Below are 25,505 nucleotides of genomic sequence, written 5' to 3'. Positions count from 1 at the left end.
GGGGGAGGGGCTTGGGGGAGGGCGAGTGTTGCCGTCTCCTCAACAAACCGTCCCCCCGGCCCCTCCCGCACGCGGATGGGGAGATCAAAAGGGGGGAGGGCGGAGTTTACGGAATATGCGCTACCTACCCCTTACCGACTCAGACCGGCAGGACATGCTGTCCGTCATCGGCGCGTCTTCGATCGATGACCTGTTCATCGACGTCCCCGCTGAAGCCCGTCTTTCCGGCAAGATCCCCGGCTTGCCGGATCATGCCAGCGAACTGTCCGTCGAACGGCATATGGCGGCGTTGGCTCGGAAGAATTTGTCGGCAGGGGAAGCGCCCTTCTTCCTCGGCGCCGGGGCCTATCGTCACCATGTTCCCGCCAGCGTGGATCATCTGATCCAGCGCGGCGAGTTCCTGACGGCGTACACCCCCTATCAGCCGGAAATCGCGCAAGGCACGTTGCAGGTGCTTTTCGAATTTCAGACGCAGGTCGCGCGCCTGCTCGGCTGCGACGTGGCCAATGCGTCCATGTATGATGGCTCCACCGCCTGCTGGGAAGCGATCGGCATGGCTCGCCGCATCACCAAGCGTGGCAAGGCGATCCTGTCATCGGGCCTACACCCCCACTATGTCTCCGTCGCAAAGACCATGGCGAAGTTCACCGGTGATGCGCTTGTGCATGAGGCGCCGACGTTGGACGCCGCGACCGACATCGACGCGCTGATTGCCGGGATCGACAAGGATACGAGCTGCGTCGTCGTCCAATATCCAGACATTCTGGGCCGCATAGCCGATCTCACCCCACTTGCCGACGCCGCGCATGAAGCGGGCGCGTTGCTAGTCGCAGTCGTGACCGAGCCTGTGGCCTTGGGGGCGATCAAGGCGCCGGGTCATATGGGCGCCGACATCGTCGTAGGCGAGGGTCAGTCGATCGGCGTCGGCCTGCAATTTGGCGGCCCTTATCTCGGCCTCTTCGCGTGCAAGCAGAAATATGTCCGCCAGATGCCCGGCCGCTTGTGTGGCGAAACGGTGGATGCCGCGGGCAAGCGTGGTTTCGTGCTGACCCTCTCCACCCGTGAGCAGCATATCCGGCGTGAGAAGGCGACGTCCAACATCTGCACCAATTCAGGCCTCTGCGCCCTGGCGTTCAGCATCCACATGACGCTGCTGGGTGAGAAGGGATTGCGCGAATTGGCGATGTTGAACCATGGCCTTGCCGTTCAGGCGGCCGAACGGTTGGCGCAGGTGCCCGGCGTCGAGCTGCTCAACGGCAGCTTCTTCAACGAATTTACGCTGGTGCTTTCCAAGGATGCCCGCGAAACCGTGCGCAATCTGGCCGACAAGGGCGTGCTTGGCGGCGTGTCGTTGGGACGCCTGTTCCCGGATGCTCCGGAGATCGGAAACGGCCTTGTCGTCGCCGTGACGGAAACCGTGACCGCCGAAGATATCGAAGCCCTGGCCAGGGCGCTTGAGGAGGAACTGGCATGACCATGCTCAAGGAAGGCCGCCCCACCGCGCCGCAAGCCGTAACCGAAGAAGCTGGGATTGCTGCAACCGCCACCGGCAACCGCGCGTTGATGCTGGAGGAGGCGCTGATCTTCGAGATTGGCTCCCCCGATACCACCGGCGTCGATTTCGCAGAAGCGCCCAAGGTGGAAAGCCGCCTCGGCAACCTTGCTCGCACTGACGGGATCGGCTTGCCCGGCTTGTCCGAGCAGGAGACGGTGCGCCATTACACCCGCCTCAGTCGCCAGAATTACGCCATCGACCTTGGCCTGTTCCCGCTTGGCAGCTGCACGATGAAGCATAACCCGCGCCTCAACGAAAAGGTCGCGCGGATGCCCGGCTTCGCTGACCTTCACCCGCTTGCGCCGCAATCGACGGTGCAGGGTGCGCTCGCGGTGATCCATGAGCTTGCCGAATGGCTGGTCAAGCTGACCGGCATGCACTCGGTCGCGATGAGCCCCAAGGCGGGCGCGCATGGCGAGCTGTGCGGCCTGCTCGCGATCCGCGCGGCATTGGAAGCCCGCGGCGACGCGCGCAGCGTCATCCTCGTGCCCGAAAGCGCCCATGGCACCAACCCCGCGACAGCGGCCTTCTGCGGCTATAAGGTCGAGGATATTCCGGCGACCCCGGACGGCCGCGTCGATCTGCAAGCCTTGAAGGCCCGGCTCGGCCCGGACGTCGCGGCGGTGATGATCACCAACCCCAACACTTGCGGCCTGTTCGAGCGTGACATGAAGACGATTTCCGACGCGGTGCATGCCGCCGGAGCCTTCGTCTATTGCGACGGCGCGAACTTCAACGCCATCGTCGGTCGGGTCCGCCCCGGCGACCTTGGCGTCGATGCCATGCACATCAACCTGCACAAAACCTTTTCGACGCCCCATGGCGGCGGTGGTCCCGGCTCCGGGCCGGTGGTGCTCAGCCAAGCGCTCACCCCTTTCGCGCCGCTGCCCTTCGTGGAGCGCCAGGGCGACAGCTTCGTGCTGGTCGAAGAAGAAACGGCGGACGAACATCATGCCAGCAGCTTCGGCCGCATGGTCGCCTTCCATGGCCAGATGGGCATGTTTACGCGCGCGCTGACCTACATCCTCAGCCATGGCGCGGACGGTCTGCGCCAAGTCGCAAGCGACGCGGTGCTGAACGCCAATTACATTCTGCGCAGCCTGGACGACGTGCTGGATGCCCCGTTCGGCCAGAGTGGCCCGTGCATGCATGAGGCGCTGTTCAGCGACAAGGGCCTGGCCGAAGGCTTCACCACGCTCGACATCGCCAAGGGGCTGATCGACGAGGGCTTCCATCCGATGACCATGTATTTCCCGCTGGTCGTCCATGGCGCGATGTTGGTCGAGCCCACCGAAACGGAAAGCAAGGCAGCGCTCGACCAGTTCATCATGGCGCTGCGCAGCCTCGCGGAACGCGCCAAGGCCGGGGACGAGGCGTTGAAGGGCGCGCCCTATTTCGCCCCTCGCCGCCGTCTCGATGAAACGCTGGCCGCCCGCAAGCCGGTCCTCAGTTGGACGGACCCGGCGCTGGCGCAGGCGGCGGAGTGAGCGTCTGGGTTCCGGGGGACGCGGGGGCGGCGAGCAACAAGCTTCACGCCCCCGCAACGCTGCGGAACCGCGACGCCATCCTTGCGGTGCTCCGTGACGCGCTGCCATCTTCCGGACTTGTGCTGGAGGTGGCGAGCGGCAGCGGTGAGCATGCCGCTTACTTCGCCGCCGCTTTGTCTCACCTCGATTGGCAGCCCAGCGATCCTGACTCTTCGGCGCTGGCATCGATCGACGCATGGCGGGCGGAGGCCAAGCTTCCCAATCTCCTCCCGCCGGTCATGCTCGATGCGACTGCTCCCTGGCCGTTCAACAGGGCCGATGCGATCCTCTGCATCAACATGACGCACATCAGCCCTTGGTCCGCGACGCTCGGCCTGATGGAAGGTGCCGGGAAAACGCTTCCCGCAGGCGGTCTCCTCTACCTTTACGGCCCCTTCATCCGGGACGAGGTGGAAACCGCACCTAGCAATCTCGCCTTTGATGCTTCGCTCAAGGCGCGCGACCCACGATGGGGCTTGCGTCGCATCGATGAGGTTTCGGCTGCCGCCGAGGCGCGAGGCTTCTCGCTGGACAAGTTGATCGAAATGCCCGCCAATAATCTGTCGCTGCTGTTCCGAAAGGTGGCGCCTGACGGCCTTTGATGGCTGACCCTTCGACAAGTTCTGCTGGACCGGATATGGGGAACGCGATGCCCAGCCCGCTCCTCCGCCTTGTGACAGCCGAACTCACAGCATCCGCCGACCCGCGCGCGGCGGCGATGGCCGGGGCGCTGGCGGCGCAATATCCAGAAGCGGCGCGGGCGGTGCTGTTCTATGGCTCCTGTCTGCGGGAGCGCAATCTCGACGGGTTGATGCTCGACTTCTACCTCATCGTGTCCAGCTATCGCGCCGCTTACGGAAGAAGCTGGCTTGCCACCGCCAACCGGCTGATCCCGCCCAATGTCTTTCCGTTCGAACATAATGGCCTGATCGCCAAATATGCCATACTCTCGGAAGCTGACTTCGCGCGCCTGAACAGCCTCGCCGCCGACAATGTCTCGGTCTGGGCCCGCTTTGCGCAGCCTGCGCGGTTGCTCTGGGCCGCAGACGATCTCGCCCGCCAGCGCGCGATCAGCGCGGTCGCGGGCGCCGCCCCTACGCTCTTGTCGCTTGCTCGTCCGATGACCCAGGCGCAGGACGCGCTGTCGCTTTGGAAGGCGGGTTTCACCCTCACCTATAACGCCGAACTGCGGGCCGAGAAGAAGGGGCGTTCGGTTTCGATCGTCGATGCCGATCCCGATCGCTATCGCCGCTTCGGAGAGGCCGCCCTGGCTCAAGGCCTGCCGCCTTCACCGCCAGATCCGGCCAAGCATTGGCGCGCTCTGCAAAGGCGCGGCAAATATCTCTCCGTCATCCGCCTCGCCAAAGCCAGCTTCACCTATGCGGGCGGCATCGATTATCTGGCGTGGAAGATCAACCGTCACGCAGGCACAAGCATCCAGATCAAGCCCTGGCAGCGGCGCTGGCCGCTTGTCGGCGCGCTTACTCTGCTGCCGCGGCTGTTCCGGGGTGGTGCGATCCGCTGAGCGCGTTGGAGAGCGCGTGCGACAGACCCATCAGAGTATAGGGCTTGCGCAGCACCTCATGCCCGCCAAAGTCCGTACCTTCGGCGATGTCGCCCGCATAGCCGGTGACGAACAGCACGGGCAGGCTGGCAAATGCCGGGGGCAGGGTGCGGATCATTTCCGGACCCGTCATGTCGGGCATCAACACGTCGCTCATGATCAGGCCGATGTCACCATGGCTGGTCAACAGCTTTGCTGCCTTTGACGGGTGGTCGCAGGCAACGGGCAAATGGCCCAGCTCCGCAAGTGCGGACATGGTCTGGTTCAGTACGCGCGGATCATCTTCCACGACCAGGATGCGGGTGGGCGGATGCAATACCGGCTCACCCTCTGGCAACGACTGTTCAGCGTCGGCGGCTTTCTCCATGCCAATCTTCCGTGGCAGGTAGATGTGCACGCTGGTCCCTTCGCCCGGCTCGGATTCGATACGGATTTCGCCTTGGCTCTGCCGGACGAAGCCGAAAATCTGGCTCAGCCCCAGGCCCGTTCCCTTGCCCACCGGCTTGGTGGTGAAGAAGGGTTCGAACACACGTGCCAACACATCCGGGCTCATGCCGCAGCCATCGTCCTTGACGCTGAGCGTGACATAATCGCCCTCGGCACATTCGCCGATTTCGTGGCTCGCCAGATGCGCTTGTCCGGTTCGGATCAGCAGCCGCCCTCGACCCTCCATCGCGTCACGCGCGTTGACGCACAGGTTAAGCACGGCATTTTCCATCTGATGCTGATCGACGAAAATGCGCCAGCCCTTCGCCTGCCTGTCGATCGACACGATGATCTGGTCGCCGATCGACCGGTCGATAAGCTCGCCCATACCGCCGACCAGCATGTCGAGATCGACCGCGCTCGGCAGCAGCGGCTCTGATCGGGCAAAGGCAAGCAGGCGGCGGGTGAGGGCGGCGGCACGGTTCGCCCCTTCCATCGCATTGTCCAGATGGCGCGCCGCCTCCTGCGGCTTGAGGCGCAGCCTGCGCTTGGCCAGTTCCAATCCGCCGACCACCACCGCCAGCATATTGTTGAAGTCATGGGCAATGCCGCCGGTCAATTGTCCGACGGCGTCCATCTTCTGCATCTGGCGGAGATTTTCCTCTGCGGCAGCGCGCTCCGACGTTTCCTTCTTCAACTGCTCGTAAGCATCCGACAGTTCGGCCGTTCGCGCCGCCACGGCTTCTTCCAACCGGTCGGCGCGCTCCGCCTCCGATTCGGCCATGCGCCGCGCCATGCGCCGCTCGCTATAGGCAGCATTCGCGACCCACAGCGCGAAGAGCACGCAGACCAGCAGCACCAGCCCGAACAGCCGGGACGTACGATCGACAAATTGCGTCCGGTTGCCCGCCAGCTTCACGGCCAGGCTCCGCTCCTGCAGCCGGGCATTTTCCGCCTGGATCACCCGGTCAAGCAAGGCCGTGATATGCTTCAAATCTTCCGACCGGCCCGCACGGTGAAACTGCGCCAATGCCGCCATCTTCTGGTCATAAGTGGTGCGCAGCCCGATTTCGCTCAGCGTCTTGCCCCGCTGCTGAAAGGCGTCCTGCAATTCCCGCACATTGGCGCGTTGCCAACCGGATCGGCGCGTGGCGTAGTTCAGCAGCTTGAGCTGACTGGACGCGGTGCGCCACTGATCCTGGAAAAGGCGGCCTACGTCTGGGTCCAGGCTGATTACATAGCGCGCCAAGGTCACCTCTGCGCGCGCGGTCTTGGCCTCGAACGCACGCGCGAGCGCGATGATCTCGAAGCTGCGGCGTTGTTCCTGCAGCGCCCGCTCATGATCGCGCGACGCGCTGCTGGCGCTGTAGAGCAGGGTTCCCAAGGACCCTATCAGCAATATCACGAGGACCAGCGGAAGGGAGCGTCGCACCGCAGCCCGCCAGCCAGACTCCTGGTCGTCCATGTAATAGCTGTCTGCCATCAACCCCTGATCTTAGACGAACAGCATTACAGCGAAAATATCAAGGCACAAAAGGTTCCAGGGGATGACCCATGTTGCCGCTCGCTCGCCTCTTTTCGCCGACGCAACGGCGTTGCACGATCAGGCGATCGCCCCTGTGGCTTTGCCCGCTGCCTCGAACATGCCGATGATCTGGCCAACCTGTTCGTCGCTATGCTCCGCGCAAAGCGAACAACGCAGCAGGAAGGTTCCTGCCGGAGTGGCCGGGGGACGCGCCATGTTGACGTAAAGTCCGAGCTCAAGGAGAGCCTGCCACATCGCCACGGCCTGCGTCTGGTCGGTCAGGATGACGGCGATGATCGCGGACTGCGGCGTTTCGGTGCCCAGCTTGAAGCCAAGATCGGTAAGGCCCTTGTGCAGCCGCTGGCTATTCTTCCACAGATGCGCGCGCTTTTCGCCAGCATGCATCAGCTTGCGGATCGATGTCGCCGCGGTTGCGACGACGCTCGGCGGCAGCGAAGCGGTAAAGACATAAGGACGGCAGACGAGGCGCAGAACCTCGAACTTCGGATGGTTCGATACGCAGAAGCCGCCCACGGTGCCGACCGACTTGGAGAAGGTGCCGACGACGAAATCGACATCCTTTTCTACGCCCTGCTCCTCGTACACGCCGCGGCCGTTTGCGCCGAAAAAGCCCATGCCATGGGCTTCGTCCACCAGGATCATGCAATTGGCGTGCTTGCGTACCGCAGCCACCATCTCGGGCAGAGGGGCAACGTCGCCCAGCATCGAATAGACGCCTTCCAGCACCACCAGCTTCTGCGCATCCGCAGGCAGGCGGCCGAGACGCTTGTCCAGATCCTCGACGCTGTTGTGGCGGAAGCGGACGATTTCGGCGTCGCCCAGGAAGCAGCCGTCATAGATGGATGCGTGGCTGTCTGCGTCCAGCACGACATAGTCGCCCTTCCCAGCCAGCGTGGATATCATCCCAAGGTTCGCCTGGTAGCCGGTCGAAAAGACCATGGCGCCCGACGTGCCGTAAAATTCCTTCAGCGCGTCTTCGACTTCCTTGTGGCCCTGGTAGGTGCCGTTCAATACGCGGCTGCCTGTGGTTCCGGCTCCGAATTCGTCAAGCGCCTTCTTGCCCGCCGCGACGACGTCCGGGTCGAAAGTCATGCCCATATAGTTATATGTGCCGAGCAGGATCGTGTCCTTGCCCTTGATCACCGCCTGAGTAGGCGACTTCACCTCATCCATGACGATCGCGAAGGGATCACGCACCCCAGTCGCGAGCAGCGCTTCGCGCTCGGCGATCAAGGGATCGAATTTGGAAAAGAGGTCGCGCGCGCCCGGGACTTCAGCAGGCGTATGGGCGTCGGTGGCGGTCTCTACAGCGTCGGTCATCGCATATTTCCGTTAGGGTTCGAGCAGCGTCGAGCAAGTCGAGATGCGTCAGTCGAAAATTCTTGCTCGTCCTCTTCATCATCCGTCCTGCGCAAGGCGCAGGAGGGGCGAAGTGAACGGGCGGGACTGGATCAGCACTTCAACTTCGCCACAGCGTCCACAAGCTGACCGATATTTTCGATCTCAGCCTGCATGTTCATGGTGATGATGATGTCGAACTCATCCTCGATCGCCGCAACGAAATCCATGACGGTCAGGCTGTCCCATTCCAGGTCGCCTGCGAAGGTCGTCGCTTCGCTGAGGTCGATGCCCTTCTTGTTGAAAGGAGCGATTTGCGCGGCGATGCTGTCGAAAATCTGCTGGCGATCCGTCATGATCTGTTCAAAGCTTTCCCATGAAAGGGCGGTTTTTGCCCCCAAGCCCCGCCTCTTGGCAAGGGAATAAGGCGTCAATCAGGCAGCATCGCGCCCGATTATGAGCTGCCTTGCGCGCTCTTACCGGAAATTGTCGGCGTAAGCCTGAATCTTCAGCGTCTTGGGCGGGGTCGGAATGAAGGTGTAGCCGATTTCATATTTGTCGGCATAGGCACGCGCCGCGTCCAGCGATGGGAAGGTCAGCTTCACCTGGCTCTGCGTATCACCAGATCCGGCCCAGCCCGTCAGCGGGTCTGGCTTCTTCGCCTCGCTCGGCGCAAATTCCAATACCCATTTGTCGGTCCGCGCCTTGCCGGACTGGAGGGCATTTTTTTGAATCTGGTAGATGCGCGCAGCCATTATCGCGTCAAACTCCTGGGAAGGGCGATGGGTCCGTTGCACCAGCGAGCGCCCGGAAGTCAAGGCTTGGCGCGGGCATCGGCGCGTTTCGTGCGGAGCGTGGCGGCGGCGCCTGCCGGATCGTCGGGCCATGGATGCCGGGGATAGCGCCCGCGCATCTCCTTTGCGACCGCGCTCCAGCTTCCCGCCCAGAAGCCCGGCAGGTCTCGCGTCGTCTGTATCGGCCGCCCAGCGGGAGAGGTGAGGGAGAGGACCAGCGGGATGCGCTCGCTACCGACGACCGGATGCTCGGCAAGGCCGAACAGCGCCTGCACCCGAAGCTCCACGCGCGGCCCGCCTTCTGCTGTATAGTCGATCTCATGGCTGCTCCCGGCAGGCGATTGAAATGCCGGGGGAGCCAGGCGGTCGAGCTGTTGCTTGCCGTCCCAGCCGATGATGCCCTCAAGAACGCCGGATAATTGCGACCGGTCGATGTCCGACAGGCGCCTCTTGCCCGCGAGCAGGGGCGCAAGCCAATCTTCGAGCGTCGCAAGCAACGCAGTATCCGACAACGCCTCCACCCCCGCGAAGCCAGCCCGCATCCGCAGTGATCGCGCCGCGTCCGACCAAGGCAGCAGATCAAGTCCACCCTGCCTGACCCCATCCAGCAAAGCTGCTACGACAGCATCAGGGTCCGGCCGGTCATCCGATCCGGACGTCAGCCGCACCGCGCCCAATCGCCTCTCGCGCAGAGCCTCGATACCGCCCGTTGCGGCCCGGAACCGCACCGTCCGATGCTCCTTCAGCCGCGCGCTGAACAGCCGCAACACTTCAGTTTCGCTGATCGGCGCGGCCGAAAGGATACGCGCTCCTGCCGCGCTGCCCTGTACTTCGCCCACCGCAAGCCATTCCTCACGCGCGAGCGGGCTCAGCGGATCAAGCCTAAAACCGCGCCCGCCGACGCTGGTCCATTCCGCGCCGTCGGCAGAGCGCCGCTTGGCAACGCGGTCAGGGAAGGCCAGCGCAAGACATAGCCCCGCATCATGCTCGCCCGCCGCCGCTTTGTGTCCGGAAGCGACCAGCTTCGCCCAGCGCCTGGCCATTGCCTTGGCCGCATCGGCCCGCTTTCCACTTTCCCGCCGCCAGCGTAACCGCCGTTGCGACAGGTCCACATCCTGCCCGCCAATGCCCCGCTCGCCCAGCAGCACCGCGATCTCCGCCGCCACCTCAGCGAGCCCCAATTCGCCCGCGCGCACCAGCATATGGCCGATCCGCGGCTCCACCGGCAGTCGCGCCAGCGCCTTGCCATGCGGCGTTATCCGCCCATCCTCGTCCAGCGCCTCCAAGACCGTCAGCCGCTTGCGCGCCTCATCCAGCGCGGGGCGGGGCGGCGGGTCGAGCCAGCGCAAGCTGGCCGGGTCGCTCACCCCCCACAACGCGCAATCAAGCAGCAGGCTCGATAGATCGCTTTCCAATATCTCGGGCGGATCGAAAGGCGGCATGCCCGCCGTGGCGGCCGCTTCCCACAGCCGATAAGCCACGCCCGGCCGCTGCCTTGCAGCACGCCCCGCCCGTTGGGTCGCGGCTGCCTGGCTCGCCCGTTCCGTGACCAGCCGCGTCACCCCCGCTGCCCGGTCATAACGCGGCCTTCGAGCCAGGCCGGAGTCGATCACGATCCGCACTCCATCGATGGTCAGGCTGGTTTCGGCGATCGAGGTCGCCAGGATCACCTTGCGCTTTCCCTCCCGTGAAGGACGGATGGCGGCACGCTGCGCTGCCGGGTCCAGGCTGCCGTGCAGCCGATGCAGCTCGACGCCTATCCCCTCCAGCCGCTCCGCCGTCCGCTCGATCTCCGCCACGCCGGGCAGGAACGCAAGCAGGTCGCCGTCGGCCTCCTCCGCCAGCGCCCGCCGCACGGCCCCGGCCATCTCATCCTCGATCCACTTTTCCGCGGCGCGGCCGATGTGCCGCAACTCCAGCGGCTGAATGCGGCCTTCGCTCTCCAGCACCGGCGCATCGTCCAGCAACGCGGCAAAGCGCGCGCCATCCAACGTCGCCGACATGGGCACGATGCGCAGATCAGGACGCAGCGCCGCCTGCGCATCCAGCGCCAGTGCCAGCCCGAAGTCGCTGTCCAAACTCCTCTCATGCACTTCATCGAACAGGACCGCCGATACTCCGGCAAGCTCCGGATCATCCTGGATCCGGCGGACGAAAATCCCCTCCGTCAGGACGAGCAGGCGCGTTGCGGCCGACTGCCTGCTGTCCATCCGCGTCGCATAGCCAACGACCCCGCCCGGCACGCCGCCCATCAGCTCCGCAATCCGCTCGGCCGCCGCGCGCGCTGCCAGTCTGCGGGGGGACAGCAGCAGCACCTGTCCCGTACACCACGGCTCATTCAGCAAGGCAGGTGCGACAGCCGTCGTCTTGCCAGCGCCCGGCGGCGCAACCAGCACCGCGCTGTTCCTGTCACGCAGGCTGCTCAGCAAATGAGGGAGAATATCGTGGACGGGCAGGGTGGCGCTCATGATTTGCTCCTCTCGCCCCAATCGTCATCCGGTGCAATGCCGGTGCAATGCCAAGCTTTATCCAAACAGCAGCCTATGGACCGGGTTGTCCGGGTCGAGCAGCATCTTAGCCGTTAGCCCCAGGGACATGATGATCAGCAGGGGCCGTATCAGCTTGCTGCCGAACCGCATGGCCAGGCGCGATCCGATCTGGCTGCCGGTGATGCTGCCGACAGCCATCGTCAACCCTGCGATCCAAAGCACATGACCGCCAGCGACCATCGTCAACAGGCCCGCTACATTGCTGGCAAGGTTGGCCGCCTTTGTCTGCGCCGTCGCGCGGACCAGGCCCAGTCCGCCCAATGCCAGGAAGATGGTGGCATAAAATGCTCCCGCACCCGGTCCAAAGAAGCCGTCGTAAAAACCGATGACGCCGATCGACAGGCTCAGCCCCGCCAGTCCCACCCGGCTGTGCCGATCCATCTCGCTTAAGCGGGGCGAGAAGGTGAAATAGCCTGCGAGCGCGATCAGCAGACCCGGCATCAACCCCGCCAATATGCCGGGGTCCACCCGCTGAAGCAGCCAGGCGCCACCTACCGACCCAACAAATGCTGCGATAATCGGCCAGCGATAGGCCTTCAGATCCATATGCCCGGCGCGCGCGTAAGCGACGCAGGCGCCAAATGTGCCCAGCGATGATTGCAGCTTGTTCGTGCCCACGGCTGCTACGGGCGGCACGCCCGCCGCCAGCAAGGCGGGCAGGGAAATCAGCCCGCCGCCTCCAGCCATCGCGTCGATGCATCCGGAAATCAGGGCCGCCGCCATAAGGAAGGCCAGCGTTTCAGGAGATAGGATGATGTCCATGCGCGTCCGCTTCAGCCTCTGCCGCGCCCTGTCGTCAGAACCACATGCGCCTGCACACCTAGACGACCGGCGCGCGCCTGTTCCTCAATAAGCGCGAGCGATGGCGAATTCGACGGCTTCGGTCAGCGCCGCCTTGGCCTTTCCCGTGTCGAACCGGCCGAGCGCATCGATGGCGCGCTGGCCATAGAGTCTTGCCCGCGCGAGCGTATCGTTGATCGCGCCCGTCTTGCGCAGCAACCCGGTCGCATGCGCCAAATCCTCGTCGCTGACCCGATTGCCCGCGATCGCCTGCTTCCAGAAAGCGCGATCTTCTTCGGAACCGCGGGCATAGGCCAGGATCACGGGCAGCGTCACCTTGCCATCGCGGAAATCGTCGCCTGCGTCCTTGCCCATCGTGGCGCCGTCCGATTCATAGTCGATCGCATCGTCGATCAGCTGGAATGCGATGCCAAGGTTCCGGCCATAGACATCCAGCGCCTTTTCTTCCGTCTCGTCCCGGTCCGCGACGACGGCGGATATGCGGCAGGCCGCGGCGAACAGCGCGGCTGTCTTCGCCCCGATGATGTCCAGATATTGCTCTTCGCTCGTGTCGATGCGGCGCTGCGCGGTCAACTGATTGACCTCACCTTCCGCGATCACGGCCGAGGCGTTGGACAGGATCTTCAGTACCTTCAGCGATTCCGCCTCGACCATCAGCTCAAAGGCACGAGAGAAGAGGAAATCGCCCACCAGCACGCTGGCGCTGTTGCCCCAGATGATATTGGCGGTCTTGCGGCCCCGGCGCAGGCCCGATCCATCGACCACATCATCATGCAGCAGTGTTGCGGTGTGAATGAACTCGACCGCCGCTGCGAGCTTATAGTGGCGGCTGCCCGCATAGCCGACCAATTGAGCGCAGGCGAGGGTCAGCATCGGGCGCATCCGCTTGCCGCCGCCCGCGATCAGGTGGCCGGCCAGTTCCGGGATCAGGGGAATGCGCGACTGCATCCGGTCCAATATGACCGCATTGACCTGGTTCATGCCGTCGGCAACCAGCGCCATCATGGGGGTGAGCGAAGGCTCGCCGTTGGCGCGGCCGATGGGGTGGACATTGCCGGAGATGGGGCCGGGGGCAGGTGCGGTCATGACCCGGCCCATGTGGCGGCGCAAAATGCAGATAGCAAGCGGGAATAGCTTGCACAGAGCGACGGATGGGGCAAAAAGCGCGCGGATATTCGGAAGGGACGAGCGTGGACGACACTTTGAAGCGGTATCGCGAGAGCATCGACAATATCGACGCCGCCCTCGTGTTCATGCTCGCGGAACGCTTCAAGATCACCCAGGCTGTCGGCGAATATAAGGCGACTCACGCCCTGCCGCCCGCCGATCCGGGCCGGGAGGAGCGTCAGATCAGCCGCCTGCGTCAGCTGGCGACGGATGCCAATCTCGATCCCGATTTCACCGAAAAATTCCTGCGCTTCATCATCGATGAAGTGATCCGCCATCACGAGCGGCTAAGGGACGCCTGAGAACCTGCTACGCGAAGGAGGCAGATCGGCGCGCACCCGGCGAGAAGCAGGGCCTTACCATCGCCGTTCGCCCTGAGCTTATCGAAGCCTGTCCTGAGCGCCTGCTGCAAGCAGGCAGTCGAAGGAGGCTTTTCTCCTCGCCTAATCGCCCGCTAGCCTAAGCTGGTTCGTTGACCGTTTCCCGCTTGCCTTGTGACCGGCCCAGCAGCACTCCGCCCAGCGCCAGCGCGAAGCCGGCCAACTGGATCGGCACCAGCTTCTCACCAAATAGCAGCCACGCCTCCACCGCAGCAAGCGGCGGGACCAAGAGCAGCAGCATCGACATCCGCGTCGGACCTTGCGTCCGCACCAGCCATACCAGCAGCGACAGGCCGCCCGCTGACAGGCCCAGCACTGACCATGCGAGCCCCAGCCACAGGATAGGCGCGCCATCCCAGCGGGTCTCCCCAGCGATCAGGGCGGCGGTGATGGCGACGAACGCGCCGCCTGCATTTTGCACCGCGCCGGAAATCCATATGCCATCCCCTGACAGCGAGCCGCGCTGCACCAGCGTCCCTGCCGCCATCGCTACTACCGACAGCAAGCCCGCTACCACGGGGAGCAGCGGCACCGCGCCCGCGCCCGATCGTTCGATCGCTGGCAGCAGCACGCAGACGACGCCCGCAATGGCGATCGCCAGGCCCGCCCACCCGCGCGCGAGCAGGCGGTCGCCCAGCAGGAATGCGCCTGCCACGGCCACCATCAGCGGCTGCAGCGCGCCGAGCAGCGACATGATGCCAGCAGGCATTCCGCGATAGACGGCCCACCAGCTCACGGTCAGATAAACCCCATGCAGCATCGCGCCCGCTGCCAGATGCAGCATCAGCCGCTTGCCTCGGGGCAGCTTCTGCCCGGCACGCCACGCCACAAATCCCAGCAGCAGAGCCGTGAGCGTCATGCGCACGCTCAGGATCAATTCCGGCGCGCCATGCGGCACCGTGCCCCGCGCGACGATGAAGCCGGTCGACCAGATCAGAACGAATAACAGCGAGGCGGCGAACCCTACCATTCCCGTCCCGCCCTGATCGCAGCCCCCGCCGCAAAGGGCGTGATGGCAACCAGCAGCAGCGACGCCGCGCCCAGGAACTTGAGCGCCGCTCCACTGCCGTCGCCCAGCGTCCCCGCACCGAATATCAGCAGCGGCACGGCGAGCGGCAACGCAAGCAGCCCGGCCAGCGCCCCGCTCGACCGCAGCCCCGCCGTCAGGCTCGCCACCAGCAACCCCAATGCCGCGAGCGCAGGCGTGCCGATCAGCAGCCCCAGTTCCAGCATCCACACCGTCGCGGCGTCCAGCTTCAGGAGCGCGCTCGCAGGCAGGGTTGCGATCATTAGTGCGGGCCCGAATCCCAGCCAATGCGCGATCAGCCGCGCCAGCATCAGCGTTTCATCGCCCACGCCGCGCAAGGCGATCTGATCAAGCACCCCTGCGTCCCGGTCAGGCGCGATCAGTCGGTCCACGGGCAACAGGCTCGCCAGCAGCGCCGCGATCCACAGCATCCCGCCACCCGACCGCCGCAACAGCGCCGCGTCAGGTCCCACGGCAAAGGGATACAGGCTCGCCACCAGCAGCAGGAATGCCACCGGCAACCACAGCCCGGCCGATTGCCACGCCTGCCTCAAATCCCGCGCCACCAGCAGCGCCATCACCCTCACGCCGCCTCCTCCGCGACATAGGCGGCAAGGTCGATCACCACGGGCGACTTCATCGGCAGCGGCTGATGCGAAGCCGCCAGCACAATCCCCCCCCGCGCCAGATGCGCCGCCGCCGCCGCGCCCAACAGGCCAAGCGACGCATCGTCCAGCCCATTGCCCGGCTCATCCAGCAGCCACAGCTCAGCGCCGCTCGCAATCACCCGCGCCAGCGCCGCCCGCTTGCGCTGCCCGGTCGACAGCATCCGCACCGGAATTCCCACAAGCGGCCCCAGCGCCATAGCTTCCAATGCACCATCAAGCGCATGTCCGTCCGCACCATCCAGCCGCGCCCAAAAGCCGAGAGCTTGCGCCAAAGGCTCTTCCAGATCGAGCGCCAGCCGCTCGTCCGCCAGCGCGATCCTGCCGCGCCGCTCGATCCTCCCCGCCGTCTGCCGCAGCAGCCCCGCGCAAATGCGCATGAGGCTAGACTTGCCGATCCCGTTCGGCCCCCGAAGCAGAGCGCTCTCCCCCTGTTCCAGCGCCAGGTCCACGCCCCTGAACAGCAACCGCCCGCCACGCGCGCAGGCGATGCCCGACAACCGCAGCGCCACGCCGCTCATGACGCGACCATGTCCTCCAGCACCTGCATGTCGACGTCGGAAAGCCCGAAATGGTGGCCGATCTCATGCACCACCACATGGGTAATCAGCGCATCGAGCGGCACGCCCGTCTCCACCCATTCATCCAGCAGCGGCCGCCGGAAAAGATGCACTGTAGGCGGGCTGTCCCCCGTCTGCTCGGCTTCCCCCACGGGCCGCCCGCTGTAAAGCCCGGTCAGCCCGAACGGGTCATCGATCTCCATCTCCTTCAATATCCGATCGTCGGCAAATTCCTCGACGAACAGGACGACATTGGACAGATGGGATCGGAAAGGGTCCGGCAAACGCCCCAGCGCCTCAAGCGCCAGTCGTTCGATCTGCGCCACGGTTGGCGCGAAAAGAGGGGGTTGACCGGCGTCTGACATGGCTGCGACATAGGCGAAACACTATTATGAGGATAGAGCCATGATTGGTAAACTGTCCGGCGATGAACGGGCGCAGGAGCTCGCTTCCCTCCCGGAATGGACGCTGGTGGCGGAGCCGGAGGGGATCAAGCGGCGCTTCACCTTTTCCGACTTCAGCGAAGCGTTCGGTTTCATGACCAGAGTGGCGCTGCTCGCCGAACAGGCGAACCACCATCCCGAATGGTTCAACGTCTATAATCGCGTCGACATTACCTTGACGACCCATGACGCCGATGGCCTGTCGCGCCGTGACATAGATCTTGCAAAGGCGATCGACGCACTACTCAGCGCCTGATCGGTCGATCAGGGTTGCCCCTCGATGCGATCCTCATAGCCATGCAGCGCCGCGATGACGGCCGAATCTCCAGCATAGCGGCGGCGCAGCATGGCGAGTTTCGCGTCGGTGCCGGTGCATAGTTCGGCGATGCTCTCCATCAGGAACACGCGCCTTTCTCCATCATAGGGCTCTTCCCCCCGGAAATGGTCGCAGCTGTCGCGATCGACCATGAAGCTGGTAACTTCCTGCGGGAAAGGCGTCGCCAGAGCAGCATCGGGAGAAGGGGGCAGGTCGAGCGATCCGCGCGGCGCGGGCTGCGCTTGCACGGTCACTTGCGCAGACGGGCGCTGCGGCGCGGCGACCACTTCGATTAGCTCGCCTTCGATCGCATTGGCGGAAAGCACGGGCTGAGGGATGGAGGCGTTCTCCGAGGACGCAGCATCGCCAGACGCGTCACGGCAGCCGGCGGTCAGTGCCAGCATCACCATCAATGGAAACAGCCCCACCCGTGCGCCCACCGATTTCCTCCCGCAAAATGGCAATGAGATCAGCGACATGCGGCAGTCGCTGTTCCTCCTCATCGAGAATCGCCAAGAATGCGGCTTGCCTATAATCGCGCACACGGTCTTCCGAAAGGCGGCTTGCCGCGGGTAATGTGGAAATTACGATATCCAGCAGCCGCTCGACACCATGAAGGCGTCCCCACAAATAGTCGTTTTCACGATAAGCCCTGCTGAAAAATGCACCAAAGTTGTTGAATTCAATGCCTTTTAAGGTCGCATCCGCGCCTCCCGGCCGAATAGCGCTGCAATCTTCCGGAGAAATGCGGTCCACCTTTACCGGATCATATTCTTCCATGGCGTGGCCTTGGAGCAACGGTAGGGTGGCGATGTCGTAAAAGGGAAAGCCAAGATAGGAGAGCAGCATGATCCGCCGCTCCGCTTTCGGCAGCCCGGCGAGCGCTTCGGCCAGCACCATGTCGGCCACGTCATCCCGCGCCTTCAAATCGCGTGCCTGTGCGATCGCTTCCAGCGCAGCGGCAGGATCGGACGGCACGTCCCTGGCTGCGGCCCGGATCGCGCCGTTATAGAAATCCGTGCCCTCGCATTCCGTATAATGCGCCATCGATTGGTAGATGGCGTCATGCATCTTCTGGATCGCCGCGGCGTCAGCCTGCGAATCGATCTCCAATGTTTCCGCGAGCCGCCGCGCCAGAAAGCGCAGGCGGCGAATGCGGAAACTGAGGTCATGGGTGCGAAAGAAGGCGACAGGTGGCGAGGTCGGCCCCACATCCTCGATCAGCTTGTCCGCACCAATCGCCCGGACATGGGACCACAAGGCCTGACGAAAATTCTCCCGCATCATCGGGCTGTCTTCGCCGCTGAGGCGGAACAGCAGGACGGCAAGATCCTCGACGATGCCCGACAGCTTCAAATGACCATAGGCCGGGAAAGCGAAACCCGCCGAATTCGCGGCGCGCATTTGCGCCTTCGCGCGCCACGCGGACAAACGAGCGGGCGTCGGACGGTCGAGGAACAGCATGCCGCCGATCGTATTTTCGACCTCCGCCTCGATCCCGGGCCTCAGCGCGTTCAAAATCCGGACCATCCGCCGAATGCGCGACGAATGACGATCGATCGCTTCCAGATTGTCGCGGATCGGCTGCTCGCGTGGAATGTCGCTGAGCGCCCCGAAAATGGTGCGGAAAAAGCCGGGCAATTGCGCTTTTTCCTCTGCCGTGGCGTCTTCCTGCTCACCCTCCCGGTTCAGCCGGATGGACCGATGGCCGGGCTTGGGATCGATATAGACGAAGCGCCGGTCGACCTCGCGCCGCGATGGGCGGTTCCGCAGCGCCCCGATCGCCTGAGCGAAGGGCGCGTTCGCCAGTACCGACCCATCGATCAGGATCGCGTCTTCCGCATTGCCGCGCGCCCAGTGGCGGGGCAGGGCATGGGCCAGAAAAGCGTCGCGGGTCGGCCAGGCACGGTGACGCTGCTTCAGCACCCGATCGAGTTCCCGCACGGTGAAGGGCGGGAAGGCGCCCGGGAAGCTCGCTGTCGCGCGCGCGGCGAATACCAGCTCCGCCGGGTCGGCGAAAAGGCGGTCGCCGCGGCCCCGCGCCCGGAAGCCGACGGACAGGCGATGTTCGGTTTCCACCACCTGGGGCGGGCTGTTGAGGTTCAGGCTCTGGGGGTGACCTTCAAAATCAGTGACCGTGACGAACAGGTCGAGCGGGTGCCCGTCCGGCAGCAGGGGCGGCCCGCGCTCGGCCGCCTCCATCGCATCGAATGCATCCAACAGCATCGCCGTGAAGATTTCGCCGCCAAAGGGAGGCTCGAACCATCTGGACCGAATGAAGTGGGACAGCTTCTGCCGCACCTCCTCGCGCGTGTCGGGCGCGACGGTGCGTTCGACCGTGTCGCCCGGCCGCCGCGCCGCCATCCACACCAGCGGGGTTGCCCAGAATTTGCTGATGCGCCTTGCTGGACGGGCATCGGGGTCCAGCAGCCGCTCAACATCGGCATTTTCCAGCCACAGATCGGTGAGCGGCTCCAGCGATTGCCCCGTTTCGATCGCCTGCGCCAGAAAGATCCCGTTGATCCCGCCAGCGCTTGCCCCGGCGATGATGTCCGGCATCACCCGCAACCGCACGCCGCTTGCCGCCTCCAGATCCTCCAGCAGCTTCCTGTAAACGGCCTCGCTACCCTCGCTGCTCGGGGTGCCGTCATGAAACCCCCGGCTCGCCCGCGCCAGCCGCCAGATTTCCTTGGTGATGCCATGCATGTAGACGGCAAGGCTGATCCCCCCATAGCAGACCAGCGCAAGCCGAAGTTCGCGCTCCTTCATGCGGCGCAGCCCCCCGGCCCTAAACCTCTCCTCCGTTCGCCCTGAGCTTGTCGAAGGGGTCTACTTTTCCTCGAGGCGAGCGGGCGATGTTTTTGCACTTTCACCCCCATGAAAACGCGCCACCTCACAACCGAAACTCCGCCCAGATCGGCAGATGGTCCGAAGCCTTGCGGGACGCCGCGCTGTCATGCACGCCGCTGTCCACCAGCTTCAACTGACGGCAATGCATGATCCGGTCGAGCCGCGCCACGGGCCGCCGCGCGTGAAAGCTCCGCCCGCACGGAGCGAAAGCATAGTGCCGGGCAAAGTCCGCCAGACATCCCCGGTTGGCGCTCCATTCATTCAGGTCGCCCATCAACACCGTGGGCATCGCGTCCCGCTGCGCCGCCGCGTGAATGACTGCTGCCGCCTGCTTCCGCCGCCACAGGCCCGAAAGGTCGAGATGCATGCCAAAGATGCGCAGCTTCGCCTTGCCCAGCTCCACCTCCGCCATGGTCGCACCGCGGGGCTCCAGGCAGGGCAGGTGCAGCACGTCATGAGTGCCGATCTCGGCCTCCTTCCGCACCAGGATCGCGTTGCCATGCCATCCCATCGAATCGACCTGCACATTCAGGGGCACAGGCTTGTAGGGGCTCATCGATTCCAGCAGCCAGGGCGGAATGGCCGCGGTGCGCACGCCAAAGCGACGATCCGCTTCCTGAAGTGCGATGACGTCCGCATTCAGTTCTCCCAGCACCTCCAATACTCGCTCGGGGCTGCGGCGGCGGTCGGTGCCAATGGCTTTGCGGATATTGTAGCTGGCGACGCGAAAGGACTTCATGGCGAAACAATGCGCCACATCAGCATGAGTTTCCAGCACCCTCGGGCAGGTTCATCATGTCCGTGCCATGGCGCTGGCAAAGGGAGGAGCGATCCAGGCGCTTCTTTGTTCTTGAAACGTTCACAACTGCAAGCCATAGCTCGCAGATGGCCAAGGCTAAGCGCAAATTCGTCTGCCAGCAATGCGGCACCCTCTCTTCCCGATGGCAGGGGCAGTGCGACGACTGCGGCGAATGGAACAGCATTGTCGAGGAGGCGGCAGAGACAATCTTTTCGGCGCGCCACGATCTGCAAACCGGCGGGCGCGCGCTGACGCTTGTCGGGCTGAACAGCCAGGTCGAACTGCCCCAGCGGACGAGCACCGGGATTGCCGAGTTCGATCGCGCCCTGGGCGGCGGCATCGTTCCCGGATCAGCCACGCTGATTGGCGGTGATCCCGGCATCGGCAAATCGACCCTGCTGCTTCAGGCCGCTGCCCGCATCGCCGCGCGCGGTCTTTCCGTTGCCTATATCAGCGGTGAGGAAGCGGCGGACCAGGTCCGCCTCCGGGCGCAGCGCCTCGGCCTTGGCAACGCGCCCGTGCAGCTCGCCAGCGCAACCTCCGTGCGGGACATATTGACCACCTTGGGGGAGGGGGAGCCGCCTGCGCTGCTCGTCATCGATTCGATCCAGACGATGCACAGCGACCTGATCGAAGGCGCACCGGGCACCGTCAGTCAGGTGCGCGCATCCAGCCAGGAACTGATCCGCTTCGCCAAGCAGCGCGGCACCGCTGTCATCCTGGTCGGCCATGTCACCAAGGATGGCAGCATCGCCGGGCCGCGCGTGCTGGAGCATATGGTCGATACCGTGCTGAGCTTCGAAGGCGAGCGCAGTCACCAATATCGCATCCTGCGCGCGATCAAGAATCGCTTTGGCGGCACGGATGAGATCGGCGTTTTCGCGATGGTGGCGGAGGGGCTGGAAGAAGTCGCGAACCCTTCGGCTCTGTTTCTTACCCATCGCGACGAAACCGTGACCGGCGCGACCGTCTTTCCCGCGCTGGAGGGCACTAGACCAGTGCTGGTCGAGATACAGGCGCTCGTCGTTCGCCTATCCAGCGGCGCCACGCCCCGTCGCGCGGTGGTGGGCTGGGACAGCGGCCGCCTCGCCATGATCCTCGCCGTGCTAGAGGCGCGCTGCGGTCTCAGCTTCTCGACCTGCGAAGTGTATCTGAACGTCGCGGGCGGTTATCGCTTGTCCGACCCTGCCGCTGACCTTGCCGTCGCTGCCGCGCTCATATCGGCGCTCGCGGAACGGCCGGTGCCCGCCGATCTGGTTTTATTTGGCGAAATCGCGCTGTCAGGGGAAATCCGCCCGGTCGCCCATGCGCCGCTTCGCCTGCGCGAATCGGCAAAGCTCGGCTTCGAACGCGCCTATGTTCCTTCCGCGGTCGCCGATGGGGTGAAGGGGATCGCCGTCAGCGGCTATCGCGCCTTAAGCCAACTGGTTGACCAGATGCTCGGCCGCGGATAGCCCGACCCACATGAACGCCGTCGATATCCTCGTCCTTCTCGCCATCGGCGGTTGCACAGTCTTGGGTTTGCTTCGTGGTTTCGTTCTTGAAACCCTGTCGCTGATCGCCTGGGTCCTGGGCATCTTCGCCATCCGCCTCTTCCATCCTTCAGCTACCGAACTCCTCGCCCCCTTCGTCGGTACGACCGGAGGCGCGGCAATTCTTGCATTCATTCTGGTTTTCGGCGTCACTTTCGGCGCAGGAAAACTCCTGGCCCACGCCATCGGCCGCCGCACGCGCCAATCCATCCTTGGCCCTGTCGATCGCGTTCTCGGCGGCGGCTTTGGCGCGATCAAGGGACTAATCGGCGCAACTCTCGTCTTCCTGGCATTCAGCCTATTCTACGACACTTTCTACGGAAGCGGTGAACGCCGCCCCGATTGGCTGTCGGACGCGCGCACCTATCCGCTGCTCAACGCCAGCGGCCAAGCCATCAGTGAATTCGTAGCCGAACGCCGCTCCAGAAAGCCGTCAATCCAGAGCGATCAGTGATGGCTCAAAGCCAACCTTTGACCCGATAGGCTTCGGCGGTCGCCTTGAGCCCTTCCTCTGTCGACACCTGAGGCACCCAAAGCCTCTTGGGAGGCTGCTTGCGCTTGGTTACTACCCAGTCGGGATGGCAGAAATAGCTGACACGATCTTGTGTGAGCTTTGCACCCTTGCCCCGTAGAATGCGGTCCAACCGGGCACCCAGGCCCAATGCCCAGTTCGGGGTGGCAAAGGTTCGCACATCCTTGCCGACCGCCCGGCCAACAGCCTGCCCAAAGTCCAGATGGTCCCACCCTCCGGGCGTGCCATCATCCGCCTCGTAACAGTGGGCAAGGCTTATCTCCGTCTCGCCAGCAAGCCGCAGCAGCAACCGGCCAAGATCGCTCACCTCAATCAGCGACAGCCGTCCACCGGGAGGCAGCAGCATGATGCCGCGCTTGGCCATGCGGAACAGTTCCAGCATTTCCCGATCGCCAGGCCCGTAAATCGCGGGCGGTCGCACGATCGTCCAATCAAGGCCGCTAGCCTTGACATGACGCTCCGCCAAAGCCTTCGACCAGCCATAGTCAGACAGCTTCGGCTCGCGCGCGGCCAAGGACGATACATGAACCAGCCGCCGCACACCCCGCTGCCGCATGGCGTCGACCACCGCCATGGTGCCACGAGCGTTGCCAGCCTCGAACCCGTCGCGGTCCGGGGCGTTCACGACACCCGCAATATGGATCACCACATCAGCGTCCCGCACAAGCGTGTTGAGCGCCGCGCGATCTTCAAGCGAGCCATGCACCCATTTCAGCCGGGCGCGAGGCGGCTGCGCCTTTCGGGTGATAGCCGTCACATGATGACCAGCTTCAAGAGCCTGATTCAGCGTTTCGGCGCCGACGAAACCTGTCGCGCCCGTCATGGCAATGCGTAATTTCATGGGATGTCAGACCATCGCCATCTGATCGCGATGAACAAGCACTGATCGCGGGAGATGCCCAAGCAGCGCCGCGATATCCTCGCTCCGCTTGCCCGCGATCCGCGCCGCTTCCTCACTGTCATATTCGCTGAGGCCCCGGGCGATTACCCGGCCGCCGGGCGCGACGATGTCGACAACATCCCCTCGCACGAAGCTGCCTTCAATCTGGGCCACACCCGCGGGCAGCAAGCTGTTGCCGCGATCCAAAGCCTTTTCCGCGCCCGCGTCAACGACGATGCGGCCGCGAACGGTGAGCCGCCCCGCCAGCCATCCCTTCCGGGCTCGCTTCGCTGGCGCGGCGATGAAGATCGATCCCCTGCCGCCATTCGACCAATGAGACAGCGGTGCATCGACCTTCCCGGATATGATCGCGAGATGGGCCCCAGCCCCGGTCGCGATCCGCGCCGCCTCTATTTTGGACGTCATGCCCCCGGACCCCATTCCTGAGGCTGAACCGCTGTCCGCCATTCCCGCGATCCGCGCATCGATGCGCTCGATTGTCTCTATCAGCATGGCGCTCGCATCGACATGCGGATTGGCGGTGTAAAGCCCGTCAACGTCGGAAAGCAGCACGACTGCGTCAGCCCGTGCTGCCTGTCCGATGCGCGCTGCCAGACGATCATTGTCGCCGAAACGGATTTCGGCCGTCGCGACGCTGTCATTTTCATTGACGACTGGTACGACGTCCAGCGTGATCAGCCGTTCCAGAGTTGCCGACGCGTTGAGATAGCGCCGCCGATGTTCAAGGTCGTCCAGCGTCACCAGCATCTGGGCGGCAGTGATGCCTTTGTCCTGCAACAGGCGCGCCCAGCATTGAGATAGCGCAATCTGGCCCGTCGCCGCTGCGGCCTGCGCATCCTCCAGGCTGCCGCGCCCGCCCTTAGGCAGCTTTAGCCGCCGCGCGCCCAGCGCGATGGCGCCTGACGATACGATGATGATCTGCTGCCCCGCAGCCTTGCGCGCAGCCACATCTTCCACCAGCGTGCGGAGCCAAGCCTCGCGGACCTCTCCGTTTCCATCCACGAGCAAGGCCGAACCGATCTTGATGACCAGCCGCCTTATCTGGGAGGGAGGGAAACCTGACGAAGGGGGAGTCACTGGATCAGTTCCGTTCGGTAACGCTAGGAGGAAATGCGGAACAATGGGCTGTCAAATCGGCGACCATGTCGAGTCGCCTTCATCGCCCGTCTCCTCCTCCTTGTCCGGCTTGTCCTGTAGCAGCGGCAGCACGGCATCCAACAGTGGCTTCACGCCTTCGCCGGTGGCGCCGGAGATGATAAATATCTTCTCCACGCCAGCCTCGCGGTAAAGCTGAGCGGCGATGTCGTCCATCAACTCCTGTCCGAGAAGATCGCCTTTGTTGAGCGCTACGATCTGCGGCTTGTCGGCCAGCCCTTCGCCATAGGCCTCCAGTTCGTCCTGCACGATGCGGAATTGTTCCACCGGATCGTCTCCGGTGGCATCGATCAGATGCAGCAGCACCCGGCAACGCTCGATATGGCCCAGGAACCGGTCGCCAATGCCTGCGCCCTCCGCCGCGCCCTCGATCAGGCCGGGGATATCCGCCAGCACGAACTCCCTGTCACGATGCGTTACGACACCAAGCTGGGGCTTGGTCGTGGTGAAAGCGTAGGCTCCGACCTTGGCTTTGGTGTTGGTAACCTGATTGATGAAGGTCGATTTGCCCGCATTCGGCATGCCGACCAAACCAACATCAGCGAGCAGTTTGAGGCGCAGCCACACCCACATTTCCTGCCCCGGCCAACCGGTTCCATGCTGTCGCGGCGCACGGTTAGTGCTTGTTTTGTAGGACAGGTTGCCACGGCCGCCGTCGCCGCCGCGCAAGAAGACGAGGCGCTGCCCTACCTCGGTGAAGTCGGCGAGCAGTTCCTGTTCCTCATATTCCGGATAACCATCCTCGTCCTCCGTCCCCTCTATAGGCTGGGGATCGGACAGGATTTGCGTTCCGACAGGAACTTTGATGACCAGATCATTACCACCCGCGCCGTAACGATTCTTGCCTGCGCCCGGCAGGCCGCGCTGTGCCTTGAAATGCTGTGTGTAGCGGAAGTCGATCAGGGTGTTGAGGCCGGCTACCGCTTCGAAAATAATATCTCCACCCTTGCCGCCGTTGCCGCCGTCGGGCCCGCCATATTCGACATATTTCTCACGCCTGAAACTGACCGCGCCGGGGCCGCCCCAGCCGGACTTGATGTAAATCTTCGCCTGATCCAGAAAATGCATGGGCTGGCCCA

25 protein-coding genes are annotated in these 25,505 nt (G+C 64.2%); 8 read left to right on the top strand and 17 right to left on the bottom strand.

The window, feature by feature from the left end:
* Nucleotides 1-115 precede the first annotated feature (115 nt).
* Genes gcvPA through MU848_RS18005 form a run of 4 tightly spaced genes read left to right on the top strand, consistent with a single transcriptional unit; the run spans nucleotide 116 to nucleotide 4,606 of the window.
* Complete coding sequence (gcvPA, locus tag MU848_RS18020) at nucleotides 116-1,474, top strand: aminomethyl-transferring glycine dehydrogenase subunit GcvPA (RefSeq protein ID WP_247234662.1); 1,359 nt, start codon at nucleotides 116-118, stop codon at nucleotides 1,472-1,474.
* On the top strand, nucleotides 1,471-3,042 hold the full coding sequence (gcvPB, locus tag MU848_RS18015) for an aminomethyl-transferring glycine dehydrogenase subunit GcvPB (RefSeq protein WP_247234660.1): 1,572 nt from the start codon (nucleotides 1,471-1,473) through the stop codon (nucleotides 3,040-3,042). Before gcvPA ends, gcvPB begins: the two co-directional genes overlap by 4 nt.
* Nucleotides 3,039-3,683, top strand: a complete 645-nt coding sequence (locus tag MU848_RS18010) for a DUF938 domain-containing protein (RefSeq protein ID WP_201514931.1) — start codon at nucleotides 3,039-3,041, stop codon at nucleotides 3,681-3,683. Before gcvPB ends, MU848_RS18010 begins: the two co-directional genes overlap by 4 nt.
* 47 nt (nucleotides 3,684-3,730) lie before the next feature.
* Nucleotides 3,731-4,606, top strand: a complete 876-nt coding sequence (locus MU848_RS18005) for a hypothetical protein (protein WP_247234658.1) — start codon at nucleotides 3,731-3,733, stop codon at nucleotides 4,604-4,606.
* Here MU848_RS18005 and MU848_RS18000 read toward each other — a convergent pair.
* From MU848_RS18000 to MU848_RS17970, 7 genes are all read right to left on the bottom strand, one after another.
* Nucleotides 4,563-6,536 (bottom strand): ATP-binding protein, encoded by a 1,974-nt coding sequence (locus MU848_RS18000; RefSeq protein ID WP_380801217.1) that lies wholly within the window; start codon nucleotides 6,534-6,536, stop codon nucleotides 4,563-4,565. The genes MU848_RS18005 and MU848_RS18000 overlap by 44 nt on opposite strands.
* A gap of 138 nt (nucleotides 6,537-6,674) precedes the next feature.
* Nucleotides 6,675-7,937 (bottom strand): serine palmitoyltransferase, encoded by a 1,263-nt coding sequence (gene spt, locus MU848_RS17995; RefSeq protein WP_097091063.1) that lies wholly within the window; start codon nucleotides 7,935-7,937, stop codon nucleotides 6,675-6,677.
* Nucleotides 7,938-8,068: 131 nt separating this feature from the next.
* On the bottom strand, nucleotides 8,069-8,311 hold the full coding sequence (locus MU848_RS17990; RefSeq protein WP_247234654.1) for an acyl carrier protein: 243 nt from the start codon (nucleotides 8,309-8,311) through the stop codon (nucleotides 8,069-8,071).
* Between the two features lie 120 nt (nucleotides 8,312-8,431).
* Nucleotides 8,432-8,710: an ETC complex I subunit gene (locus MU848_RS17985; RefSeq protein ID WP_201514928.1), complete on the bottom strand. Its 279-nt coding sequence runs from the start codon at nucleotides 8,708-8,710 to the stop codon at nucleotides 8,432-8,434.
* A 59-nt stretch (nucleotides 8,711-8,769) separates the two neighbouring features.
* Nucleotides 8,770-11,217, bottom strand: a complete 2,448-nt coding sequence (hrpB, locus tag MU848_RS17980; protein WP_247234653.1) for an ATP-dependent helicase HrpB — start codon at nucleotides 11,215-11,217, stop codon at nucleotides 8,770-8,772.
* A 57-nt stretch (nucleotides 11,218-11,274) separates the two neighbouring features.
* Entirely contained in the window at nucleotides 11,275-12,054 is a 780-nt protein-coding gene (locus MU848_RS17975; protein WP_097092695.1) for a TSUP family transporter, read from the bottom strand.
* Between the two features lie 90 nt (nucleotides 12,055-12,144).
* Complete coding sequence (locus MU848_RS17970; protein WP_201514926.1) at nucleotides 12,145-13,185, bottom strand: polyprenyl synthetase family protein; 1,041 nt, start codon at nucleotides 13,183-13,185, stop codon at nucleotides 12,145-12,147.
* 104 nt (nucleotides 13,186-13,289) lie between these two features.
* On the opposite strand from MU848_RS17970, the gene MU848_RS17965 reads away from it, so the two are divergent.
* Nucleotides 13,290-13,568 (top strand): chorismate mutase, encoded by a 279-nt coding sequence (locus tag MU848_RS17965; RefSeq protein WP_097092697.1) that lies wholly within the window; start codon nucleotides 13,290-13,292, stop codon nucleotides 13,566-13,568.
* A gap of 157 nt (nucleotides 13,569-13,725) precedes the next feature.
* On the opposite strand, the gene MU848_RS17960 is transcribed toward MU848_RS17965, so the two are convergent.
* From MU848_RS17960 to MU848_RS17945, 4 genes are read right to left on the bottom strand one after another with little or no spacing between them, the layout of a single operon-like run.
* Complete coding sequence (locus MU848_RS17960) at nucleotides 13,726-14,616, bottom strand: DMT family transporter (RefSeq protein WP_247234651.1); 891 nt, start codon at nucleotides 14,614-14,616, stop codon at nucleotides 13,726-13,728.
* Nucleotides 14,610-15,251: a heme exporter protein CcmB gene (locus MU848_RS17955; protein WP_281494550.1), complete on the bottom strand. Its 642-nt coding sequence runs from the start codon at nucleotides 15,249-15,251 to the stop codon at nucleotides 14,610-14,612. Before MU848_RS17955 ends, MU848_RS17960 begins: the two co-directional genes overlap by 7 nt.
* Before the next feature lie 5 nt (nucleotides 15,252-15,256).
* On the bottom strand, nucleotides 15,257-15,859 hold the full coding sequence (gene ccmA / locus MU848_RS17950; protein WP_247234649.1) for a heme ABC exporter ATP-binding protein CcmA: 603 nt from the start codon (nucleotides 15,857-15,859) through the stop codon (nucleotides 15,257-15,259).
* On the bottom strand, nucleotides 15,856-16,263 hold the full coding sequence (locus MU848_RS17945) for a metallopeptidase family protein (protein WP_201514922.1): 408 nt from the start codon (nucleotides 16,261-16,263) through the stop codon (nucleotides 15,856-15,858). Before MU848_RS17945 ends, ccmA begins: the two co-directional genes overlap by 4 nt.
* 40 nt (nucleotides 16,264-16,303) lie before the next feature.
* Between MU848_RS17945 and MU848_RS17940 the strand changes: the two genes are divergently transcribed.
* Nucleotides 16,304-16,597: a 4a-hydroxytetrahydrobiopterin dehydratase gene (locus MU848_RS17940; protein ID WP_247234648.1), complete on the top strand. Its 294-nt coding sequence runs from the start codon at nucleotides 16,304-16,306 to the stop codon at nucleotides 16,595-16,597.
* Nucleotides 16,598-16,605: 8 nt separating this feature from the next.
* Here the strand turns inward: MU848_RS17940 and MU848_RS17935 are convergent, their stop codons facing one another.
* From MU848_RS17935 to MU848_RS17925, 3 genes are all read right to left on the bottom strand, one after another.
* The gene (locus MU848_RS17935; RefSeq protein WP_315862482.1) at nucleotides 16,606-17,085 is read right to left on the bottom strand and encodes a hypothetical protein; all 480 of its coding nucleotides are present in this window, start codon (nucleotides 17,083-17,085) and stop codon (nucleotides 16,606-16,608) included.
* Nucleotides 17,033-19,426 carry a patatin-like protein gene (locus MU848_RS17930; RefSeq protein WP_247234647.1) on the bottom strand — a complete coding sequence of 798 codons (2,394 nt, stop codon included), beginning with the start codon at nucleotides 19,424-19,426 and terminating at the stop codon, nucleotides 17,033-17,035. The genes MU848_RS17935 and MU848_RS17930 overlap by 53 nt, the downstream gene beginning before the upstream one ends.
* 124 nt (nucleotides 19,427-19,550) lie before the next feature.
* Nucleotides 19,551-20,246 carry an endonuclease/exonuclease/phosphatase family protein gene (locus MU848_RS17925; RefSeq protein ID WP_247234646.1) on the bottom strand — a complete coding sequence of 232 codons (696 nt, stop codon included), beginning with the start codon at nucleotides 20,244-20,246 and terminating at the stop codon, nucleotides 19,551-19,553.
* Nucleotides 20,247-20,392: 146 nt separating this feature from the next.
* On the opposite strand from MU848_RS17925, the gene radA reads away from it, so the two are divergent.
* Together radA and MU848_RS17915 are read left to right on the top strand one after the other, a co-directional pair.
* Nucleotides 20,393-21,760: a DNA repair protein RadA gene (radA, locus tag MU848_RS17920; RefSeq protein ID WP_201514918.1), complete on the top strand. Its 1,368-nt coding sequence runs from the start codon at nucleotides 20,393-20,395 to the stop codon at nucleotides 21,758-21,760.
* Nucleotides 21,761-21,770: 10 nt separating this feature from the next.
* Nucleotides 21,771-22,292: a CvpA family protein gene (locus tag MU848_RS17915; RefSeq protein WP_247234645.1), complete on the top strand. Its 522-nt coding sequence runs from the start codon at nucleotides 21,771-21,773 to the stop codon at nucleotides 22,290-22,292.
* A 4-nt stretch (nucleotides 22,293-22,296) separates the two neighbouring features.
* Here the strand turns inward: MU848_RS17915 and MU848_RS17910 are convergent, their stop codons facing one another.
* Genes MU848_RS17910 through obgE form a run of 3 tightly spaced genes read right to left on the bottom strand, consistent with a single transcriptional unit; the run spans nucleotide 22,297 to nucleotide 25,494 of the window.
* Nucleotides 22,297-23,211, bottom strand: coding sequence for an NAD-dependent epimerase/dehydratase family protein (locus MU848_RS17910; RefSeq protein ID WP_247234643.1), 915 nt, complete (start codon nucleotides 23,209-23,211; stop codon nucleotides 22,297-22,299).
* A gap of 6 nt (nucleotides 23,212-23,217) precedes the next feature.
* Nucleotides 23,218-24,348, bottom strand: a complete 1,131-nt coding sequence (proB, locus tag MU848_RS17905; protein ID WP_247234641.1) for a glutamate 5-kinase — start codon at nucleotides 24,346-24,348, stop codon at nucleotides 23,218-23,220.
* A 51-nt stretch (nucleotides 24,349-24,399) separates the two neighbouring features.
* On the bottom strand, nucleotides 24,400-25,494 hold the full coding sequence (obgE, locus tag MU848_RS17900; protein ID WP_247234639.1) for a GTPase ObgE: 1,095 nt from the start codon (nucleotides 25,492-25,494) through the stop codon (nucleotides 24,400-24,402).
* Nucleotides 25,495-25,505: the final 11 nt, after the last annotated feature.

Origin of the sequence: Sphingobium agri (assembly GCF_023051225.1) — a bacterium.
GTDB lineage: Bacteria > Pseudomonadota > Alphaproteobacteria > Sphingomonadales > Sphingomonadaceae > Sphingobium > Sphingobium agri.
The sequence above is the reverse complement of the archived record's forward strand: the minus strand, read 5'-3'. Positions and strand labels throughout refer to the sequence as shown.

What these genes read in the sequence shown, in the direction of transcription:
- MU848_RS18005 (WP_247234658.1), top strand. Translation starts at nt 3,731, where the DNA reads ATGCCCAGCCCGCTCCTCCGCCTTGTGACAGCCGAACTCACAGCATCC.
- MU848_RS17930 (WP_247234647.1), bottom strand. Translation starts at nt 19,426, where the DNA reads ATGAAGGAGCGCGAACTTCGGCTTGCGCTGGTCTGCTATGGGGGGATC.
- spt (WP_097091063.1), bottom strand. Translation starts at nt 7,937, where the DNA reads ATGACCGACGCTGTAGAGACCGCCACCGACGCCCATACGCCTGCTGAA.
- gcvPA (WP_247234662.1), top strand. Translation starts at nt 116, where the DNA reads ATGCGCTACCTACCCCTTACCGACTCAGACCGGCAGGACATGCTGTCC.
- MU848_RS17970 (WP_201514926.1), bottom strand. Translation starts at nt 13,185, where the DNA reads ATGACCGCACCTGCCCCCGGCCCCATCTCCGGCAATGTCCACCCCATC.
- gcvPB (WP_247234660.1), top strand. Translation starts at nt 1,471, where the DNA reads ATGACCATGCTCAAGGAAGGCCGCCCCACCGCGCCGCAAGCCGTAACC.
- MU848_RS17955 (WP_281494550.1), bottom strand. Translation starts at nt 15,251, where the DNA reads ATGGCGCTGCTGGTGGCGCGGGATTTGAGGCAGGCGTGGCAATCGGCC.
- hrpB (WP_247234653.1), bottom strand. Translation starts at nt 11,217, where the DNA reads ATGAGCGCCACCCTGCCCGTCCACGATATTCTCCCTCATTTGCTGAGC.
- MU848_RS17910 (WP_247234643.1), bottom strand. Translation starts at nt 23,211, where the DNA reads ATGAAATTACGCATTGCCATGACGGGCGCGACAGGTTTCGTCGGCGCC.
- MU848_RS17945 (WP_201514922.1), bottom strand. Translation starts at nt 16,263, where the DNA reads ATGTCAGACGCCGGTCAACCCCCTCTTTTCGCGCCAACCGTGGCGCAG.
- MU848_RS17985 (WP_201514928.1), bottom strand. Translation starts at nt 8,710, where the DNA reads ATGGCTGCGCGCATCTACCAGATTCAAAAAAATGCCCTCCAGTCCGGC.
- MU848_RS17960 (WP_247234651.1), bottom strand. Translation starts at nt 14,616, where the DNA reads ATGGTAGGGTTCGCCGCCTCGCTGTTATTCGTTCTGATCTGGTCGACC.
- MU848_RS17915 (WP_247234645.1), top strand. Translation starts at nt 21,771, where the DNA reads ATGAACGCCGTCGATATCCTCGTCCTTCTCGCCATCGGCGGTTGCACA.
- MU848_RS17940 (WP_247234648.1), top strand. Translation starts at nt 16,304, where the DNA reads ATGATTGGTAAACTGTCCGGCGATGAACGGGCGCAGGAGCTCGCTTCC.
- radA (WP_201514918.1), top strand. Translation starts at nt 20,393, where the DNA reads ATGGCCAAGGCTAAGCGCAAATTCGTCTGCCAGCAATGCGGCACCCTC.
- obgE (WP_247234639.1), bottom strand. Translation starts at nt 25,494, where the DNA reads ATGCATTTTCTGGATCAGGCGAAGATTTACATCAAGTCCGGCTGGGGC.
- MU848_RS18000 (WP_380801217.1), bottom strand. Translation starts at nt 6,536, where the DNA reads ATGGACGACCAGGAGTCTGGCTGGCGGGCTGCGGTGCGACGCTCCCTT.
- MU848_RS17990 (WP_247234654.1), bottom strand. Translation starts at nt 8,311, where the DNA reads ATGACGGATCGCCAGCAGATTTTCGACAGCATCGCCGCGCAAATCGCT.
- MU848_RS17925 (WP_247234646.1), bottom strand. Translation starts at nt 20,246, where the DNA reads ATGAAGTCCTTTCGCGTCGCCAGCTACAATATCCGCAAAGCCATTGGC.
- ccmA (WP_247234649.1), bottom strand. Translation starts at nt 15,859, where the DNA reads ATGAGCGGCGTGGCGCTGCGGTTGTCGGGCATCGCCTGCGCGCGTGGC.